This window comes from Actinomyces slackii, from assembly GCF_900637295.1.
GTDB classification, from domain to species: Bacteria; Actinomycetota; Actinomycetes; order Actinomycetales; family Actinomycetaceae; genus Actinomyces; species Actinomyces slackii.
Genome location: NZ_LR134363.1, coordinates 512,412 through 527,346, shown reverse-complemented (window position 1 = coordinate 527,346; position 14,935 = coordinate 512,412). Strand labels below are relative to the sequence as shown.

14 protein-coding genes are annotated in these 14,935 nt (G+C 70.8%); 6 read left to right on the top strand and 8 right to left on the bottom strand.

Features of this window, described 5'->3' with window-relative positions; translation table 11 throughout:
• Positions 1-4 precede the first annotated feature (4 nt).
• The 3 genes from EL266_RS02135 to EL266_RS02125 all read left to right on the top strand — a co-directional run bounded on the left by EL266_RS02135 (position 5) and on the right by EL266_RS02125 (position 2,076).
• Entirely contained in the window at positions 5-1,300 is a 1,296-nt protein-coding gene (locus EL266_RS02135) for an integrase catalytic domain-containing protein (RefSeq protein WP_232011975.1), read from the top strand.
• Positions 1,301-1,468: 168 nt separating this feature from the next.
• Positions 1,469-1,699: a FitA-like ribbon-helix-helix domain-containing protein gene (locus EL266_RS13965; protein WP_026427288.1), complete on the top strand. Its 231-nt coding sequence runs from the start codon at positions 1,469-1,471 to the stop codon at positions 1,697-1,699.
• Positions 1,696-2,076 (top strand): type II toxin-antitoxin system VapC family toxin, encoded by a 381-nt coding sequence (locus EL266_RS02125; protein WP_034515053.1) that lies wholly within the window; start codon positions 1,696-1,698, stop codon positions 2,074-2,076. Before EL266_RS13965 ends, EL266_RS02125 begins: the two co-directional genes overlap by 4 nt.
• Before the next feature lie 13 nt (positions 2,077-2,089).
• On the opposite strand, the gene hemB is transcribed toward EL266_RS02125, so the two are convergent.
• From hemB to EL266_RS02100, 5 genes are all read right to left on the bottom strand, one after another.
• Positions 2,090-3,121 carry a porphobilinogen synthase gene (hemB, locus tag EL266_RS02120; protein WP_034515052.1) on the bottom strand — a complete coding sequence of 344 codons (1,032 nt, stop codon included), beginning with the start codon at positions 3,119-3,121 and terminating at the stop codon, positions 2,090-2,092.
• A gap of 11 nt (positions 3,122-3,132) precedes the next feature.
• Positions 3,133-4,137 carry a uroporphyrinogen-III synthase gene (locus EL266_RS02115; RefSeq protein ID WP_084500886.1) on the bottom strand — a complete coding sequence of 335 codons (1,005 nt, stop codon included), beginning with the start codon at positions 4,135-4,137 and terminating at the stop codon, positions 3,133-3,135.
• Positions 4,134-5,213, bottom strand: coding sequence for a hydroxymethylbilane synthase (gene hemC / locus EL266_RS02110; protein ID WP_026427285.1), 1,080 nt, complete (start codon positions 5,211-5,213; stop codon positions 4,134-4,136). The genes EL266_RS02115 and hemC overlap by 4 nt, the downstream gene beginning before the upstream one ends.
• 153 nt (positions 5,214-5,366) lie before the next feature.
• Positions 5,367-6,896, bottom strand: a complete 1,530-nt coding sequence (locus tag EL266_RS02105) for a protoporphyrinogen/coproporphyrinogen oxidase (protein WP_084500884.1) — start codon at positions 6,894-6,896, stop codon at positions 5,367-5,369.
• The gene (locus tag EL266_RS02100; RefSeq protein WP_051281290.1) at positions 6,893-8,116 is read right to left on the bottom strand and encodes a uroporphyrinogen decarboxylase; all 1,224 of its coding nucleotides are present in this window, start codon (positions 8,114-8,116) and stop codon (positions 6,893-6,895) included. The genes EL266_RS02105 and EL266_RS02100 overlap by 4 nt, the downstream gene beginning before the upstream one ends.
• A 255-nt stretch (positions 8,117-8,371) precedes the next feature.
• On the opposite strand from EL266_RS02100, the gene EL266_RS02095 reads away from it, so the two are divergent.
• The 3 genes from EL266_RS02095 to hemQ are packed head-to-tail and all read left to right on the top strand — an operon-like array spanning position 8,372 to position 11,728.
• Positions 8,372-9,628: a glutamyl-tRNA reductase gene (locus tag EL266_RS02095; RefSeq protein WP_051281289.1), complete on the top strand. Its 1,257-nt coding sequence runs from the start codon at positions 8,372-8,374 to the stop codon at positions 9,626-9,628.
• The gene (locus EL266_RS02090) at positions 9,621-10,949 is read left to right on the top strand and encodes a ferrochelatase (protein ID WP_034515050.1); all 1,329 of its coding nucleotides are present in this window, start codon (positions 9,621-9,623) and stop codon (positions 10,947-10,949) included. The genes EL266_RS02095 and EL266_RS02090 overlap by 8 nt, the downstream gene beginning before the upstream one ends.
• Positions 10,946-11,728 (top strand): hydrogen peroxide-dependent heme synthase, encoded by a 783-nt coding sequence (gene hemQ / locus EL266_RS02085; protein ID WP_026427284.1) that lies wholly within the window; start codon positions 10,946-10,948, stop codon positions 11,726-11,728. Before EL266_RS02090 ends, hemQ begins: the two co-directional genes overlap by 4 nt.
• 186 nt (positions 11,729-11,914) lie before the next feature.
• Here hemQ and EL266_RS02080 read toward each other — a convergent pair whose 3' ends face one another.
• The 3 genes from EL266_RS02080 to EL266_RS02070 all read right to left on the bottom strand — a co-directional run bounded on the left by EL266_RS02080 (position 11,915) and on the right by EL266_RS02070 (position 14,919).
• Positions 11,915-12,487: a hypothetical protein gene (locus EL266_RS02080; protein ID WP_126412078.1), complete on the bottom strand. Its 573-nt coding sequence runs from the start codon at positions 12,485-12,487 to the stop codon at positions 11,915-11,917.
• A gap of 88 nt (positions 12,488-12,575) precedes the next feature.
• On the bottom strand, positions 12,576-14,615 hold the full coding sequence (locus tag EL266_RS02075; RefSeq protein ID WP_126412076.1) for a DUF6571 family protein: 2,040 nt from the start codon (positions 14,613-14,615) through the stop codon (positions 12,576-12,578).
• A gap of 58 nt (positions 14,616-14,673) precedes the next feature.
• Entirely contained in the window at positions 14,674-14,919 is a 246-nt protein-coding gene (locus EL266_RS02070; RefSeq protein WP_126412074.1) for a hypothetical protein, read from the bottom strand.
• Positions 14,920-14,935: the final 16 nt, after the last annotated feature.

Sequence of the window (14,935 nt, the reverse complement as noted above, 5' to 3'; positions counted from 1 at the left end):
GGGCATGGGAAGCGAGTTGTCGATGGGGGCTAGGGCTGAGATCACCAGGAAGTACGCCACGGCGTATGCCAGGGCGTCCAAGGGCGATAAGGGGCGGATGCTCGACGAGGTGTGCGCGGTGACTGGCTGGAGCCGGGACAACGCGCGCAGGCGCCTGACCCAGGCCGCCAAGCGCCCTGGCGGGGCCAAGAAGGAGGCGCCCAGGCCCAGGGGCCGCAAGTACTCCTATGACGCCCTGAAGGTCCTGCAAAAGGTGTGGGCGGCCAGTGGCGGGCAGTGCGGCAAGTACCTGGCGGCGTCCATGCCGCTGCTGCTCGACCTGCTCCAGTCCCACGGGGAGCTGGATGACGAGCCCCGATACACGCCCCAGGTGCGGGCAGAGCTGGAGGCCATGAGTGCGGCGACCATCGACCGGTACCTGGCCCCAGTACGCGCCAAGGACCCCGTCCGGGGGATCAGCACCACCAAGGCCGGGCCGCTGCTGCGCAACTCGATCACCATCCGCAAGGCCGGTGACGAGATCGAGGCCGCCCCGGGGTTCTTCGAGGTCGACACCGTCGCCCACTGCGGCCCGGTCCTCAAGGGCGAGTTCGCCCGGACCCTGAACATGACCGACGTGCTCACCGGGTGGGTGTTCACCCGCACGATGCGCAACAACGCGGAGAAGCACATCATTGCCGCCCTGGACGCAGCCATCGACGCCGTCCCGTTCCCGCTGCTGGGCATGGACTTCGACAACGGCAGCGAGTTCATCAACCACGGGGTCGTGGCATGGGCCGGCAACCTGGGCATCTACTTCACCAGGGCCCGGCCCTACCGCAAGAACGACCAGGCGACCATCGAGTCCAAGAACAACCATCTCGTGCGCCGCTACGGCTTCTACTACCGGTACGACACCGACACCGAGCGCGCCACCCTGAACCGCCTGTGGTCCCTGGTCGACGACCGCCTCAACTTCCTGACACCCACCCGCAAGCCCGTCGGGTGGGGCACCGACAAGGCCGGGCGGCGCAAGCGCCTCTACGACGCCCCCGCCACCCCGCTGGAGCGGCTCCTGTCCACTGATGCCCTGACCGGCCAGCACAAGGATGAGCTGATCGCCTACCGCGACAGCCTCAACCCCGCCAAGATCGCCAGGCGCATCCACGACCTTCAGGCCTCCCTGATCATGCAGGCCAAGACCAAGACCGACGAGCTCTACGCCGCCCAGATCCCCAGCGCCCTGCCCGACGTCCACCACAGCATCCGCGTCAAGAAAGCCTCCCGACACCCCACCCGTTTTGCGGGCATTCCTACATGAGGCACGGAGAAGATTTCGCGGGCACCTTGACATGAGGCACCCCGCTGGCCGACGAGGCTCCTCCCAAGGGTCGGCGGCGAGGCCGGCTGTCGCGATCCTCACCGCCTCGGGTCCTGGGCGATCTCGCGAGCCCTTGCATGCAGACTGCATGTATCTCATGCTAGTTGCATGGCTACCACGCTTCAGATCCGTCATGTCCCTGAGGATGTCAGCGCGCGGCTCAAGGCGCGCGCGGCCTTGCAGGGCCTGTCGCTGAGCGACTACCTCCTGGCGGAGGTGACGCGGCTGGCCGAGCGGCCGGACCGCGCCGAGCTCCTCGCCAGCATCAGGGCCGCGGGTCCGGCGGGCACGACTCCCGCCGTCGAGGTCCTGCGCGCCTCCCGCCAGGATCGCGCATGATCCTCGTCCTGGACGCCTCCGCAGCGGCGGAGGTGCTGATCGGCAGCCAGAGGGGCCGGGCTGCGGCCGACCTCATCGCCGACGCCGACCTGTACGCCCCTCAGCACCTGGCGGTCGAGGTGATGTCCGTCCTGCGCGGTTGGGTCCTGGGGTCGGAGATCACGGCTGAGCGCGCCCGCACCGCGCTGATCCACCTCGAGCAGCTGGACATCCACTGGATGGATGTCCCGCCCCTGCTCGACGCCGCATGGACGCTGCGCAACAGCATCTCCGCCTATGACGCGGTCTACGTCGCCCTGGCCGAGGCGCTCGACTGCCGGGTCGTCACCTTCGACCGGCGGCTGGCCAGGGCCTCATCGCGCTGCATCGTGCCCTGAGCCGCTCACAGCCTCAGTGCCTCCCCAGGCCCTCGGCGATCTCGCGGGCCCAGTAGGTCAGGATCATATCCGCCCCGGCCCGCACGATCCCCAGGACCGACTCGGCGATGACGCGCTCGCGCTCGACCCACCCGCGCTGCGCGGCGGCCTCCACCATCGAGTACTCCCCGCTGACCTGGTAGGCGGCCACCGGGACCGGGCTGGCCGCCGCCACATCCGCCAGCACATCCAGGTAGGGCCCCGCCGGCTTGACCATGACGATGTCCGCCCCCTCGGCCACGTCCAGCATGACCTCGCGCAGCCCCTCGCGCCGGTTGGCCGGATCCTGCTGGTAGGTGCGCCGGTCCCCGGTCAGCGTCGAGCCCACCGCCTCGCGGAAGGGGCCGAAGTAGGCCGAGGCGTACTTGGCCGAGTAGGCCAGGATGGCGACGTCGTCGTGCCCGGCGGCGTCCAGGGCGCCGCGGATCGCTGCGACCTGGCCATCCATCATCCCCGAGGGGGAGACCATATGCGCCCCCGCCTGGGCCTGGGCCACCGCCATGCGCTGGTAGAGCCCCAGGGTGGCGTCATTGTCCACCTCGCCGTCGCGCCGCCCGCCCTGGCGCAGCACCCCGCAGTGCCCGTGACTGGTGAACTCGTCCAGGCAGGTGTCGGCGCACACCACCAGGGCATCGCCCACCTCGGCGCGCACCGCCTCGATCCCCCGGTTGAGGATGCCCGCGGCATCCCATGCCCCCGAGCCGGTCTCATCGCGGTCGGCGGGCACCCCGAACAGGTCGATGCCCCCCACGCCGGCCTGCGCGCAGGCCGCCGCCTCGCGGCGCAGCGAGTCCAGCGTGTGCTGGACGACCCCCGGCATGGCCTGAACCGGGTGGGGCTCGGTGATCCCCTCGCGCACGAACACCGGCAGGATGAGGCTGGCCGGGTCGATGGCATGCTCGCGGGCCAGGCCGCGCATCGCAGGGGTGCGGCGCAGCCGTCGCGGGCGGACGACGGGCGCGTCCGGCTGCGGGGCGCGGCGGCCGGCGAGGGCATCGGTGCTCATGCGTGGTCTCCTCAGGCGGGCTGCGGGCCCTGCTGCGGGCCCTGGTCCACCGTAGCAACAGGGAATCCCAGGGCGCGCAAGACGGCCTCGCGCACCCCGGCTGGGGTGGGGGCCCCGGCCGTGGCGGCCACGGGCAGGCCCATGGCGGTGGCTGCCCGCGCCGTGGTCGCCCCGATGGCGATGAGCCGGGCGCCGCGCGGCGGGCCCAGCAGGTCCAGCAGGGCGCGGGTGGTGGAGGGGGCGGTCAGGACGGCGGCCTCCACCTCCTGGCGCCAGGCCCGCTCCAGGCCCGGCGGGAGGTCATCGTGCCCGACGGCGGCCGTGGAGTAGGCCGCGGCGCGCACCACCTCCCACCCGGACTCGCCCAGGGCGCGGGCCAGAGCGGGATCGGCCAGGGCGGAGGCGGGCAGGAGAAGGCGCCCGGTGCCGCGGGCCAGCTCGGGGTGCCCGGCCAGGGCGGCCGCGCTGCCGGCGGCCACCAGATCCGGGGCGGTGCCGGTCTCCTCCACCCAGGCGCGGGCTGTCGCCGGCCCGACGACGGCGACCCGAAGCGGCAGGCGGCCAGGGCCGGCCTCGGCGGCGCGCAGGTGAGGGGTGAGGGCCCAGACGGTGCGGGCCGAGGTCAGGACCAGCCAATCGGCCTGCCCGGATGCGGCCAGGCGCGCCAGCTCCGCCAGTGCCGCGGTATCTCCCGGCACGGTCCGGGTCAGGGCCGCGCGCACAACCCGCGCCCCCGCGCTCTCCAGCTCGTCGGCCAGGGCGTCGGGCTCGCGCAGCCGGGGCAGCAGAATGCAGCGCCCGGCCAATGGCTGGCAGGACGGTGGGCCGGCGGACGGCGTGCCGGGCTGGGCAGGTGCCGAGGGCCCCGTGCGGGAGGCGGAAGGCGCTGCTGCCTCAGCCAGGCCTGTGGGCGGGGCGGATGCGTCGGGCTCATGATGCCGGGGCGCCACGACCTCGCCCCCGGCCAGGGCGCCTCCGCCCGGGCCTCGCGGGGCCGAGGTCTGCGGGCCGCTCATGCGCGGCCCCGGGGCGGCATGTGGGAGGGCCTACTGGCGCGCAGGTCGACGATGCCGGCGGCGCCGTTGTCCAGGAGCGAGCTCGCCGCCCGGGCGCCGAGCTCCTCGGCGGCGGCATGATCGTCGCCCGCCCCGGCCGCGCCGGGCAGGGGCGTCCGCAGCTCGCAGTGGCGCTGGCGGCGCCCATCAGCAGAGCAGACCAGGGCGCGCAGCACCAGGTCCCGGCTCCCGGGCGCGGCCCCGGGCTCGACCACCTGGGCCAGCGCCCCCACGGGGGCGGCGCAGCCCGCCCCCAGGGCGGCCATGAGAGCGCGCTCGGCGGTGATGGCCAGGCGGGTGCCGGCGTCCTCCAGGCGCGCCGCCGCCCCGGCCAGGGCCTCGTGCCCGGCGGCGGCCAGGAGGTCGGCGCGGGCCTCGATGGCCAGGGCGCCCTGCGCCGGGGCGGGCAGCATGACATCGGTGTCCATCACCTGGGTGGCGAAGCGCTCCAGGCCCAGGCGCCTGAGCCCCGCCATGGCCAGGACCACCGCATCCAGGTCGCCGCGGGTGTCAGCGGTGGCGGGCGCCACGGGCTCGTCGGCGCCCATGTCCAGGCCGCGCACTCGGGACAGGCGCGTGGGCACGTTCCCGCGCAGGTCCACCACCTCCAGGTCCGCCCGGGCGGCCAGGAGCTGGGCGGCGCGGCGCGGTGAGCCGGTGCCCACCCTCGCGCCGGGGGGCAGGGTCGTCAGGGTCAGGCCGTCGCGGGCGCACAGGGCGTCGCGGGGATCCTCGCGACGCGGCACGCAGATGAGCTCCAGGCCGTCGACCGGCCGGGAGGGCAGGTCCTTGCAGGAGTGAACGGCCAGGTCCACCTCCCGATCCAGCAGCGCGCGCCGCAGCCTGGCCGCGAAGACGCCCACGCCGCCGAGCTCGCGAAGGGGGGTGCGATCGCCATCGCCGCCGGTGCGCACGGTGACCAGCTCAATGGCCGGGGCGCCGGCCGCCTCCAGGTCGCGCGCCGCCTGCTCGGACTGGACCAGCGCCAGCCGCGATCCGCGCGTTCCCAGCCGCAGTGCCCGACCGTGTCTGTCCATGCCGCGAGCCTAGAGGATCGGCCCGCGCCCAGTGGTGCCAGTGGTGACCGGGCCGATGACCGGGTGGACGACCATTGTGGAGGGCATTAACCTCAGCGCCTCCTGGCTACCCGAGGGTTACTAAGGCGTGACCTGCGGAGATGAAATCCGCGTTCAGGGTGCCCCGATCTCATCCCCTCCAAACCGGTCGCCCGCCAGCCGGGTTCCGGCGCGGCGGGCATGGCCGACCACCGCCGCGATCCCCGTTCCGGCGACCCACGCCCCCGTCACCGCCAAGCCCTCAAGCCCGGCGACGCTCTCCTCCAGGCGCGCCACGCGCTCGCGGTGCTCGGGCGTGGCCGGGGGCAGGGTCCCGTCCCAGCGCACCAGCTTGTGCTCGATCACCGCCTCGGGCCCCAGGCGCACCCCGGTCAGGACGGCAACATCCTCCAGGGCGGCCGCCAACTGCGGGCCGCCCGCCCCGTAGGACAGGCGCAGGGCGTGGATGCCCGGGCCGTGCTCCTGCCGCAGCCCTCGCCCGATCCACGGCCACTTCACGCTCAGATGCGTCAGCGCCCTGGCGCCCACCGGCGCCTGCCCGGGCGCCACGAGCAGCCCCGAGCCCACCGGCTCCCCGTCGAGGCCGGGGGCGCGCAGGACCATGATGAGGCGGGCGATGGGGGCGCCGCGGGCGATGGGCACCTCGGTGTCGAGGCCCGCGCCGGTCAGGAGGCGCAGCGCCGCGCCCGCCGAGCAGGCCAGCACCACGCGCCCGGTGCGCACGACCTCCTCGGGCGCCACCGGCACGGGCTCATCAGACGGCGTGGCCCCCCTCCCGGTGGCGGCGATCCCCAGGCTCCAGGCCCCGGCCTCGCGGCGCATCCACTGGGCCCCGGTACGGGTCGCCACCGTGCCCCCGGCCGCCTCGATCGCCTCGCGCAGGGCGCCGGTCAGGGCCAGCATGCCCCCCTCGACACTGGCGCTGCGGCTGGCCGAGCGCGTCCCGAGCCTCGATTCGACGGCCGCCGCCAGACTGCCCAGCCGCGCGGTCTCGCGGCGCAGGCCGGGGGCGATGGCGTCGGCCGCCAGGAGGCTCGGGTCGGCGGTGTGGATGCCCGCGACGATCGGGCGGACCAGCCGCTCAAGGACCCCCGGCCCCATCCGCGCCGAGACGAATGAGGCCAGGTCGCCGGGGGCCTGGGGGTCCGTGCCCACGGCTGCCGGCAGCTCGCGGTCGGCAGCCGCCCGGTGCGCGGCCTCCTGGCCGATGATGTCCACGACATCGGCGGCCAGGGGGTCGGCCGGGATGCCCAGAAGGGCCTGGGCGGGGAAGCGGTGCAGCGACCAGGCGCCGGTGCCCTCCAGTGGTGGCAGGAAGAGCCGGGGCCTGCCCTGGGGGGCGCGAACCGCCAGGCCCAGCTCCTCGGCCATCTGCGCCACGGGGAAGACGCCGTCCCCGGCGCCGCGCAGCGCGAAGCCCTCGGCGCCCAGGTCCATGGGGACCCCGGCGATCTCCGCTCCGGCCACCAGGCCCCCCGTGTAGCCGCGGGCCTCGATGAGCAGGGGGGCCAGGCCCGCGCGGGCCAGCTCCCAGGCGGCGCTCAGCCCCGCGATCCCGCCTCCCACGACGACGGCGTCCCACCGGCCGGCGCGCTTCGCCGCCGGCTCCGGGGTGGGGCCGGCCGGGGTGCCGGGCCCGCTCACGACTCCTCCTCGGGGTCCCAGGCCCGGCGCGCCGTGGCATCCCAGTCGGCTGAGCCGTGCACCTGCGCCACGATGCGGGTCAGCACGGCAGGATCCGTCCCGGGGGGCACCCCGTGCCCCAGGTTGACCACGTGCCCCGGGGCCTGTTGCCCCGCCGCCAGGCACTCCTCAACGCCGGCCTGGACAACGGGCCAGGGCGCTCCCAGAAGCGCCGGGTCCAGGTTCCCCTGGAGCGGGCAGGCCCCGGCGCGGGAGGCCTCGACGGCCCGGGCCGCCTCCTCCAGCCCGGTACGGTCATCCACGCCGACGGCGTCGGCCCCCGCGTCCCGCATATCGGCCAGGATGCGGGCGGTGCCCGTGCCGAAGTGGATCAGCGGCGGGGGCGCCCCCGTGGTGGGGGAGTGGGCCCGGCCGGCGACCTGGAGGGCCAGGGCCGAGTAGGGCTGGACATGGCGGCGGTAGTCCGCGGGGGAGAGGCTGCCGGCCCAGGAGTCGAAGAGCTGGGCGGCGGCCGCCCCGGCGCGCACCTGCGCGGCGATGAAGGCCCCGGTGACCTGCGCGCACCAGGTCATGAGCCTGTGCCAGGAGCTCGGATCGGCGTGCATGAGGGTGCGGGCGGCCAGGTGGTCGCGGCTGGGGCGGCCCTCGACGAGGTAGGCGGCCAGGGTGAAGGGCGCGCCCCCGAAGGCGATGAGCGGGGTCCATCCCGCCTGACCGGCGCTGACCTCCAGGCCGGCGCGCTGGCGTGGGCTCAAGTGCTCGCGGCTCCCCGGCCGCCCTGGCGCCCCCAGCTCGACGACCACGCGGCGCGCGGCCTGCGCCACCGACTCCAGCCCGTCGCCTGCTGGAGGGGCGGCCACCAGGGCGTCGATCTGCTCGCGGCTGCGCACCGGGGCGGCCAGAACCGGGCCCACCCCCTCCTCGATGCGCACATCCACCCCGGCCAGGAGCAGCGGGACCATGATGTCGGAGAAGAGCACGGCGGCATCGACCCCGTGGCGCCGCACCGGCTGCAGCGTGATCTCCGCGGCGAGCCCGGGATCCAGGCAGGCCTCCAGCATGGACAGGCCCGCGGCGGCCCGGGCGCGCCGGTACTCGGGCAGGGAGCGGCCCGCCTGGCGCATGAACCACACGGGCGTCCGCTCGCCCCGCTCGCCGGCCAGTGCCTCCAGCAGCGCGGGGAGGCGGTGAGATGAGTCAATCCGATGAGATTTCAGCAATGATTCGCTTTCAGAAATTGTGTCGAAGGATTGCGGATCATGACGCCGCGTAGTGTCAGCACCATGCGCCGTGGATGGTCCTATCATTGCGCGAAGAACTCCTTGAGAGGCGATTCCGGCGGGAATCCAAGAGAAGGTGTGCGCAGGTCAGCCTGATTCCATATATCTGACGGAGCGTCAGAACGATTCTGCTCCTGCGATAGGCGCCATTGTGCTCACAGCTGCCAGCGATGATTCAATACAAGCACTGTGTCCATGTATTTTCTCTCCGCCGATCACCGCCGCCTGAGCCTCGACGCCGTCGCGCGCCTCAGCGCCGCGGCGCCGCGCCTGGGGCCCGACCTCATGTCGGGCTTCGCCCTGCGCGGCGCCCTTGTCCTGGCCACCTGCAACCGCCTGGCCCTCCTCCTGGAGGCCGACGAGCTGGACGCCAGCGCCATCGCGCGCTTCCTGGCCAGGCGCGCCGGCCTTGACCAGCCCCCGGAGCTGTCCAGCTGGCAGGGGGCCGAGGCCCACCGCGAGCTCTTCGCCACCGCCAGCGGGCTGCGCTCCATGGTCATCGGCGAGCGCCAGATCGCCGGCCAGCTGCGCCGCGCCCTGCGCACCGCCACCGCCGAGGCCACCGCCAGCACCGAGCTCATCCGCGCCGTCGAGCACGCCTCCATCGCCTCGCGCCGAGTGGCCGGGGAGACCTCCCTGGCCGGCCGGGGCCGCAGCATCGTCGCCGTGGGCGTGGGCCTGGCCGAGCGGGAGCTGGGCCCCCTGCCCGGCGCCCGCGTCCTCCTGGTGGGCACCGGCTCCTACGCGGGGGCCACGGTCAGCGCCCTGCGCGAGCACGGGGCCACCTCCATCGCCGTCCACTCCGCCTCCAGCCAGCGGGGCCAGGACTTCGCCCGCAGCAGGGGGCTGCGCGCCGTCGCCCCGGAGGCCCTGGCCCAGGCTCTGGCCCAGGCCGACCTCGTCATCACCTGCCGCGGCATGGGAGGGCCGATCCTCAGCGCCGATCGAGTCCGCCAGGCGCTGGAGGCCCGGTCCCGGGATGACGGGACCCGCACCCGACTGGTCATCCTCGACCTGGCCCTGCCCCGCGACGTCGAGGCCGGCGTCGCCGAGCTGCCCGGCGTGGTCTGCCTGGACCTGGATGGCATCCGCCAGGCCGTTCCGGCCGCCGCCGGAGCGGATATCGAGCAGGCCCAGGCCATTGTCGAGGCCGAGGCCGGCGCCTTCGAGCGGGACCTCGCCGGACGCGCCATGGCCCCCCTCATCACCGCCGTGCGCGCCGCGGCGGATCGGGTGGTGGAGGAGGAGGCCGCCCGACTGCGCCCCGCCGGCGAGACGGACTCCGTGAGCCTGGCAGAGGCCGAGCGCGCCCTCCAGCGCCTGGCCGCCCGCCTCCTGCACGTCCCCACGGTCCAGGCCCGCCGGGCCGGGGAGGCCGGTCAGCAGGACGCCTACCGTCAGGCCCTGGCCCTCGTGCTGGGCCCCGATCTGGCGCGGGCCGCCCATGAGTGAGCTGACCATCGAGACCCCGGAGGTGGTGGCCCTGCCTGAGGCCGCCGCGACCCTGGCCGGGCCCCTGGCCCCCTACGACGCCGTCCTCGTCCTGTCCTACGGGGGGCCTGAGGGGCCCGACGACGTCCTGCCCTTCATGCGCAACGCCACCGCCGGACGGGGCGTGCCCGACTCCCGGCTCATGGAGGTCTCCACCCACTACCAGCGCTTCGGCGGGGTCTCGCCGATCAACGCCCGCAACGCCGAGCTGCTGGCGGCCCTGCGCGCCGAGCTGGCCCGCCGCGGCTGCCACCTGCCCGTGGTCATCGGCAACCGCAACTGGCGTCCCTTCGTCAGCCAGGCCCTGCGCGAGCTGGCCGACGCCGGCGCCCGCCGAGTCCTGGCCCTGACCACCGCCGCCTACGGCTCGTACTCGGGCTGCCGCCAGTACCGCGAGGACGTGGCCGGGGCCATCGCCCGCATCGAGGCGGGCACCGATGGCGCCACCGGCGATGAGGAGGCCGACGCCGCCGCCAGGGTCGGCGGAGCGGGCGGGGCGCCCCTGGAGGGCGTCCTCAGCGTGGACAAGGCCCGGCCCTACTACAACACCCCCGGCATGCTCCAGGCCAATGTCGAGGCCATCCTCGCCGCCTACGGCAGGCTCGCCGATCAGGGGGTGGATGCCCAGGGGGTCCGGCTCGTGCTGGTCACCCACTCCATCCCCGTCTCCATGGAGGCGGGCTCAGCCGGCTCGGCCGGGTCGGCCGGCCAAGGGGCGGCGGATCCCGGGATGGCCGGGGAGCCCGAGCCGGGGGTCAGCGCCGACCTGTCCACGGAGATCTCCTACGCCGCCCAGCACGAGGCCCTGGCGCGGGTGCTCGTTCCCGAGGTGGCCCGCCGACTGGGACTGGAGTCGCTGGGCCACGACCTCGTCTACTGCTCGCGCTCGGGCCCTCCCCAGGCGCGCTGGCTGGAGCCCGACATCAACGACCACCTCGAGGCCCTGGCCGAGCAGGACTGCCCCGGTGTGGTCGTGGCTCCCATCGGATTCATCTGCGACCACATGGAGGTGGTCTTCGACCTGGACACCGAGGCGGCCCAGACCGCTGAAGAGCTCGGCCTGCCCTATGCGCGGGCCGCCACCGCCGGCACTCACCCGGCCTTCATCGCCTCCCTGGTCGATATCCTGGCCGAGCGGGCGGCCACCGCCCGGGGGGAGATCGTTCGCCCGGAGTCCACTACCGGCGTCGGCCCCTTCCACACGGTCTGCCCGCCCTCATGCTGCCTGCCCGGCGCACGCCCCACCACCCGCACGCAACCACACCCCCAGGAGCAGTCATGACCGAGACCCCGAGCCATCCCGCCGGCCCCCTCCACCGCTTCGAGGACGAGGAGCGCCACCCCCACCGCGACCCGCGCGACGCCACCGACGTCGACCTCGATGCCATCAACGACCAGTATCACTACACCCTCTACGCGGTCTTCCGCCTGGCCTCCCCCCTGCCCGCCGCCGAGCCCGCCCGGGAGCGGCTCATCGATGAGTCCGCCCAGTTCATCGAGGACAGCGGGGTGACGACCCGCGGCTGGTACGACATCGGCGGGCTTCGCGCCGACGCCGACCTGCTCGTGTGGTGGCTCGACGACGACCCCGAGGTCCTCCAGGACGCCTACCACCGCCTGCGCGCCAGCGCGCTGGGCCGCCAGCTCGAGCCGGTGTGGTCCTGCATGGGCCTGCACACCCCCGCCGAGTTCAACCGCAACCATGTGCCGGCCTGCCTGGCCGGGGTGGCGCCGCGCGACTGGGTCATGGTCTACCCCTTCGTGCGCTCCTACGAGTGGTACCTGCTTGAGCCCGAGGCGCGCTCGCGGATCATGGCCGCTCACGGCCGCCACGGCTTCTCGAAGTTCCCCGATGTCAAGGGATCGACCCTGGCGACCTTCGGGCTGAGCGACTACGAGTGGATCCTGGGCTTCGAGGCCGACACCCTGGATCGCCTTGAGGGCGTCATGCATCACCAGCGCTACACCGAGGCGCGCCTGCACGTGCGCGTGGACACGCCCTTCTACACGGGCCGGCGCGTGTCCCCCCGCCAGTGGGCCGAGCGCCAGCCCCGCACCTGATGCTGCGGCCCACCGCTGCGTGAGGCCGCTGAGGGCCCGCGTTGTCCGTCCTGAACAACTTTGAGCCTCGCTGCCGCTGAGTTTCTGTAGGTAACTATGGGTTGACCTGCGGTGATTCCAGCGAGGGTGTTGGTGTCCGGCGTTAAAGTTGTTCAGGACGGACACGTTGTGCGTGGGAGCCGATGGTTACCCGTCAGTGGACCGTGCTGGGACTCTGGTATGCAGGGATCGGTCGATTGTCTGGACGTAGGCGGGGATGGCCTCGATGAGGCTGTCGAGCAGGGTGGTTAGGTCTTCCCGCTCTGCTCCTCCTCCGGGGCCTGTGCCATCGCCGTACTGGAGCCAGATCGTGATCATGCGGTTATCGGGGTAGATCCAGATTAACGTGCTTCCTCCATCAAAGTTATCCCGCACCCGCAATACTCCCTCTCGGTTGCCTGGAGGCGTGGGGACCGCGGTGCCATCGGTTGCCAGTCTCTTGTCATCCTCAGTCTTGATGGAGCCGTAGTTGATTCCGATCAGGCGCAGGTCGGTGGCGGAACGCATGAGGCACTTGAAGTAGCCTGTTGAGTTGGACTCTGACGGGGCATCAACTCGATGAGAATAACTCTCCGCCTGGAATCCCAGGTCGTCTCGCAGTATTTGACTGGACACGACGCCGCATAGCGTCTCCTCGGTCAACGGCGACGGCGATGCTGAGGGCGTTGGATTGGAGGCCCCGCTGCAGGCCGATAGGCCTGCCGCCAAGAAGATCGCCATGACGCGCTGATGACGCCAGGCGAGCGCGCCGCAGCGAACGACATTGATAAGTGCTCTACGGATCACAATAGACATGCTTGATCGCTCACTAGTTCTTATTGGTGAGGAGCTTACTCGCTTGCTCCCTGCCGTCATCCAAACCTGAATCGATGGAGTCGGAAACTTCTTGAGTTGCAGGGTCACCGGCCTTCTTCTTCCAGGACTGGACCTTTCGAAGGTACGAATCGCTGTAACCGCCAGGGGGAACTTCGATGACACTGCCGTCCGCATTGAGTAGCAGGCCCTGCTTCTGGGCGAGGGCGATGCTCTCATCGGAGAGGAGGCCGTACTGCGCCGCATCGGTGTAGCCCTGTGCTTCAAGAATATCACGAGGTGTTCCAGGACTATCGTCCTTGTTCCTGTCCTCTCCCCAGCCCTCGGTGAGAGCATCGACAACCACAGGCTTGGCGATTGTGGTCCCGACATCCACTGCGAAGGGAGCCAGAACTGCCGCCGACGTGCCCGCGGTTGCTACTGTGACGCCAGTGGCCGCAACCGTGGTGAACACGCTTGCTGCCGTGTCAATAGCGGTCTTGCGTTTCTCGGCGTCCTCCTTGTTATCGGTGAGCCGCGATTCGATGAGTCGCTCGATATACCCCTGAGAGGCTGCGGCGCTCTCATAGTTACCCTTGAGGGTGGTCATGTCTCCTGACTGCATGTCGCGGTCGATATGATCGTGATGATAATCGCCCAGTCCTGTGGCGATAGTGGCTGCAGCGTTCTCGTTATCGATCACGCGGTAGGTGAGATTCGTAATGGCCTGGGGTTTGGTTGGGAGCTTAGCTCCGTCGGTATCCTCGAGGTCTGCCCCCTCGGCGGCCACTGATACCTCCTCTGGGCTGTTGGCGATCACCAGAGAAAGATTCTCCTTCATCTTCTCGGAGAAGTCTTCTTTCTTGACATCGCCTCCGCCGAAATGGCTGATCGTATTTCCCGCCAGCCAGGTCGCTCGCGCGTCCGCATGGATGACATCGCCGGTATCACCAGTCACATTGCGGTAGGAGGAGGCTGCTCCAAGCGCTGCAGTGAATCCATCTAGGCCGGCTTGGTTCCAGTCGCGATGCTTGAGACGGTCCCAGCGCGACTGAGCGGCGTCATTGGGAGTCCAGGTGCCGTTCGCATCCACTGTGCCGCCAGCAGAGGCAAGGTAATCCAGGGCGGCCTTAGGGTTGTTACCCATGGCAGTGAGTGCTCCGCCGAGGACATCCGCATTGTATCGTGTGAGGTTAATGACATCCTCTCCCTCCATCCCGCCTTGGTTGGGGTCCTGACCCTCAGATCGGGAGGCGATGTCCACCAGGAACCTTGTTCCGAATCGGGTGGGCGTCTCGGAGAGGGCGGCATTAAGGGAGATCTTGCTCGCGAGTGACATGGTGGAGCCGTCCTGGGGATAGACGTCCTTCGCCAGACTGGCACCGCCCACCTCATCCTGGGAGGCGGCAGCCAGCATGTGCCCGAGTGTGCTGAAGTGAGGGGGCATTACCTCGCCCGAATAACTGTCTCGACTCCGGTTCATGAGCTCCAAGAAGAGCTCTGCCCCAGTCTTGTTGATGTCCTCCTCGGAATAGGGCCTTGTCTCGGCCGCCTTGTCTAGCGCCTGAATATATGCGGCCGAATAGGTTGGCACATCTTGATGCTTAGCCATCTCCGCATAAATCTCGTCGATAGTGCGTCCGTCCTCGGAGCGGCCATTCGGGCTGTTCGTCGCTTGATACAGTGCCGTTGCTTCTGATTTGGCTGCATCGAGCGATTTGGAGTTGTAGGCCCTTACATTCTCCACCGTGTCTTCGCCACCATCGGGAAGATAATAGCTCACCGTATTGCCGTCGCTCATAGTGATTCCCGACTCATTCATCGCTACCGCCTCATCGAGGCGGACTTGGATCTCCCCACTCAACGTGGTCATCGTGGTTGACATCCCCGCGAGTGTTGATCCGTTGGCAACCCGATATCCTACTCCTGCAGGATCATCCTCCGTCCAGTTGATCCACTTGACTTCCCCCACTTCGAAGTCATGGCTCTGCGCGTAGCTGTTGATCGCATCGATGAGGTTCTGCAATAGAGATTTGTCGAGAGAAATGTAGGTCATTTCAATTAGTCTTTCCGTGCTTGATAGAACGTTTGGATGTCTGATGAAATGGCGTGGCCTAGTCGGTGGCTGCGTTGTAGGCGTCCTGGAGCTCGTCAGCTAAAGAAGACCACAGTGCTGACGCGCTGGTTATGACTTCAGTGATCTGTGTGGCATAATCCTCTGCCTTGGGGGACTTCCAGGCGCTGGAGAGGTCTTTGACCAGGGATTCTGTCTTCGCTGCGGCTCCGTCACTTAATCCGAGGCTGTTGCGACTCGTGCTCACTTGCGTCTTCACAGCGGCAATGGATGCCTTCTTTCCCATTTGAAGACTCCTTCGT

Excerpts from the sequence above, each read along its gene's own strand:
- EL266_RS13965 (WP_026427288.1), top strand. The coding sequence starts at position 1,469 with ATGGCTACCACGCTTCAGATCCGTCATGTCCCTGAGGATGTCAGCGCG.
- EL266_RS02070 (WP_126412074.1), bottom strand. The coding sequence starts at position 14,919 with ATGGGAAAGAAGGCATCCATTGCCGCTGTGAAGACGCAAGTGAGCACG.
- EL266_RS02135 (WP_232011975.1), top strand. The coding sequence starts at position 5 with ATGGGAAGCGAGTTGTCGATGGGGGCTAGGGCTGAGATCACCAGGAAG.
- EL266_RS02125 (WP_034515053.1), top strand. The coding sequence starts at position 1,696 with ATGATCCTCGTCCTGGACGCCTCCGCAGCGGCGGAGGTGCTGATCGGC.
- hemC (WP_026427285.1), bottom strand. The coding sequence starts at position 5,213 with ATGGACAGACACGGTCGGGCACTGCGGCTGGGAACGCGCGGATCGCGG.
- EL266_RS02095 (WP_051281289.1), top strand. The coding sequence starts at position 8,372 with ATGTATTTTCTCTCCGCCGATCACCGCCGCCTGAGCCTCGACGCCGTC.
- hemB (WP_034515052.1), bottom strand. The coding sequence starts at position 3,121 with ATGAGCACCGATGCCCTCGCCGGCCGCCGCGCCCCGCAGCCGGACGCG.
- EL266_RS02090 (WP_034515050.1), top strand. The coding sequence starts at position 9,621 with ATGAGTGAGCTGACCATCGAGACCCCGGAGGTGGTGGCCCTGCCTGAG.
- EL266_RS02075 (WP_126412076.1), bottom strand. The coding sequence starts at position 14,615 with ATGACCTACATTTCTCTCGACAAATCTCTATTGCAGAACCTCATCGAT.
- EL266_RS02115 (WP_084500886.1), bottom strand. The coding sequence starts at position 4,137 with ATGAGCGGCCCGCAGACCTCGGCCCCGCGAGGCCCGGGCGGAGGCGCC.
- hemQ (WP_026427284.1), top strand. The coding sequence starts at position 10,946 with ATGACCGAGACCCCGAGCCATCCCGCCGGCCCCCTCCACCGCTTCGAG.
- EL266_RS02080 (WP_126412078.1), bottom strand. The coding sequence starts at position 12,487 with ATGGCGATCTTCTTGGCGGCAGGCCTATCGGCCTGCAGCGGGGCCTCC.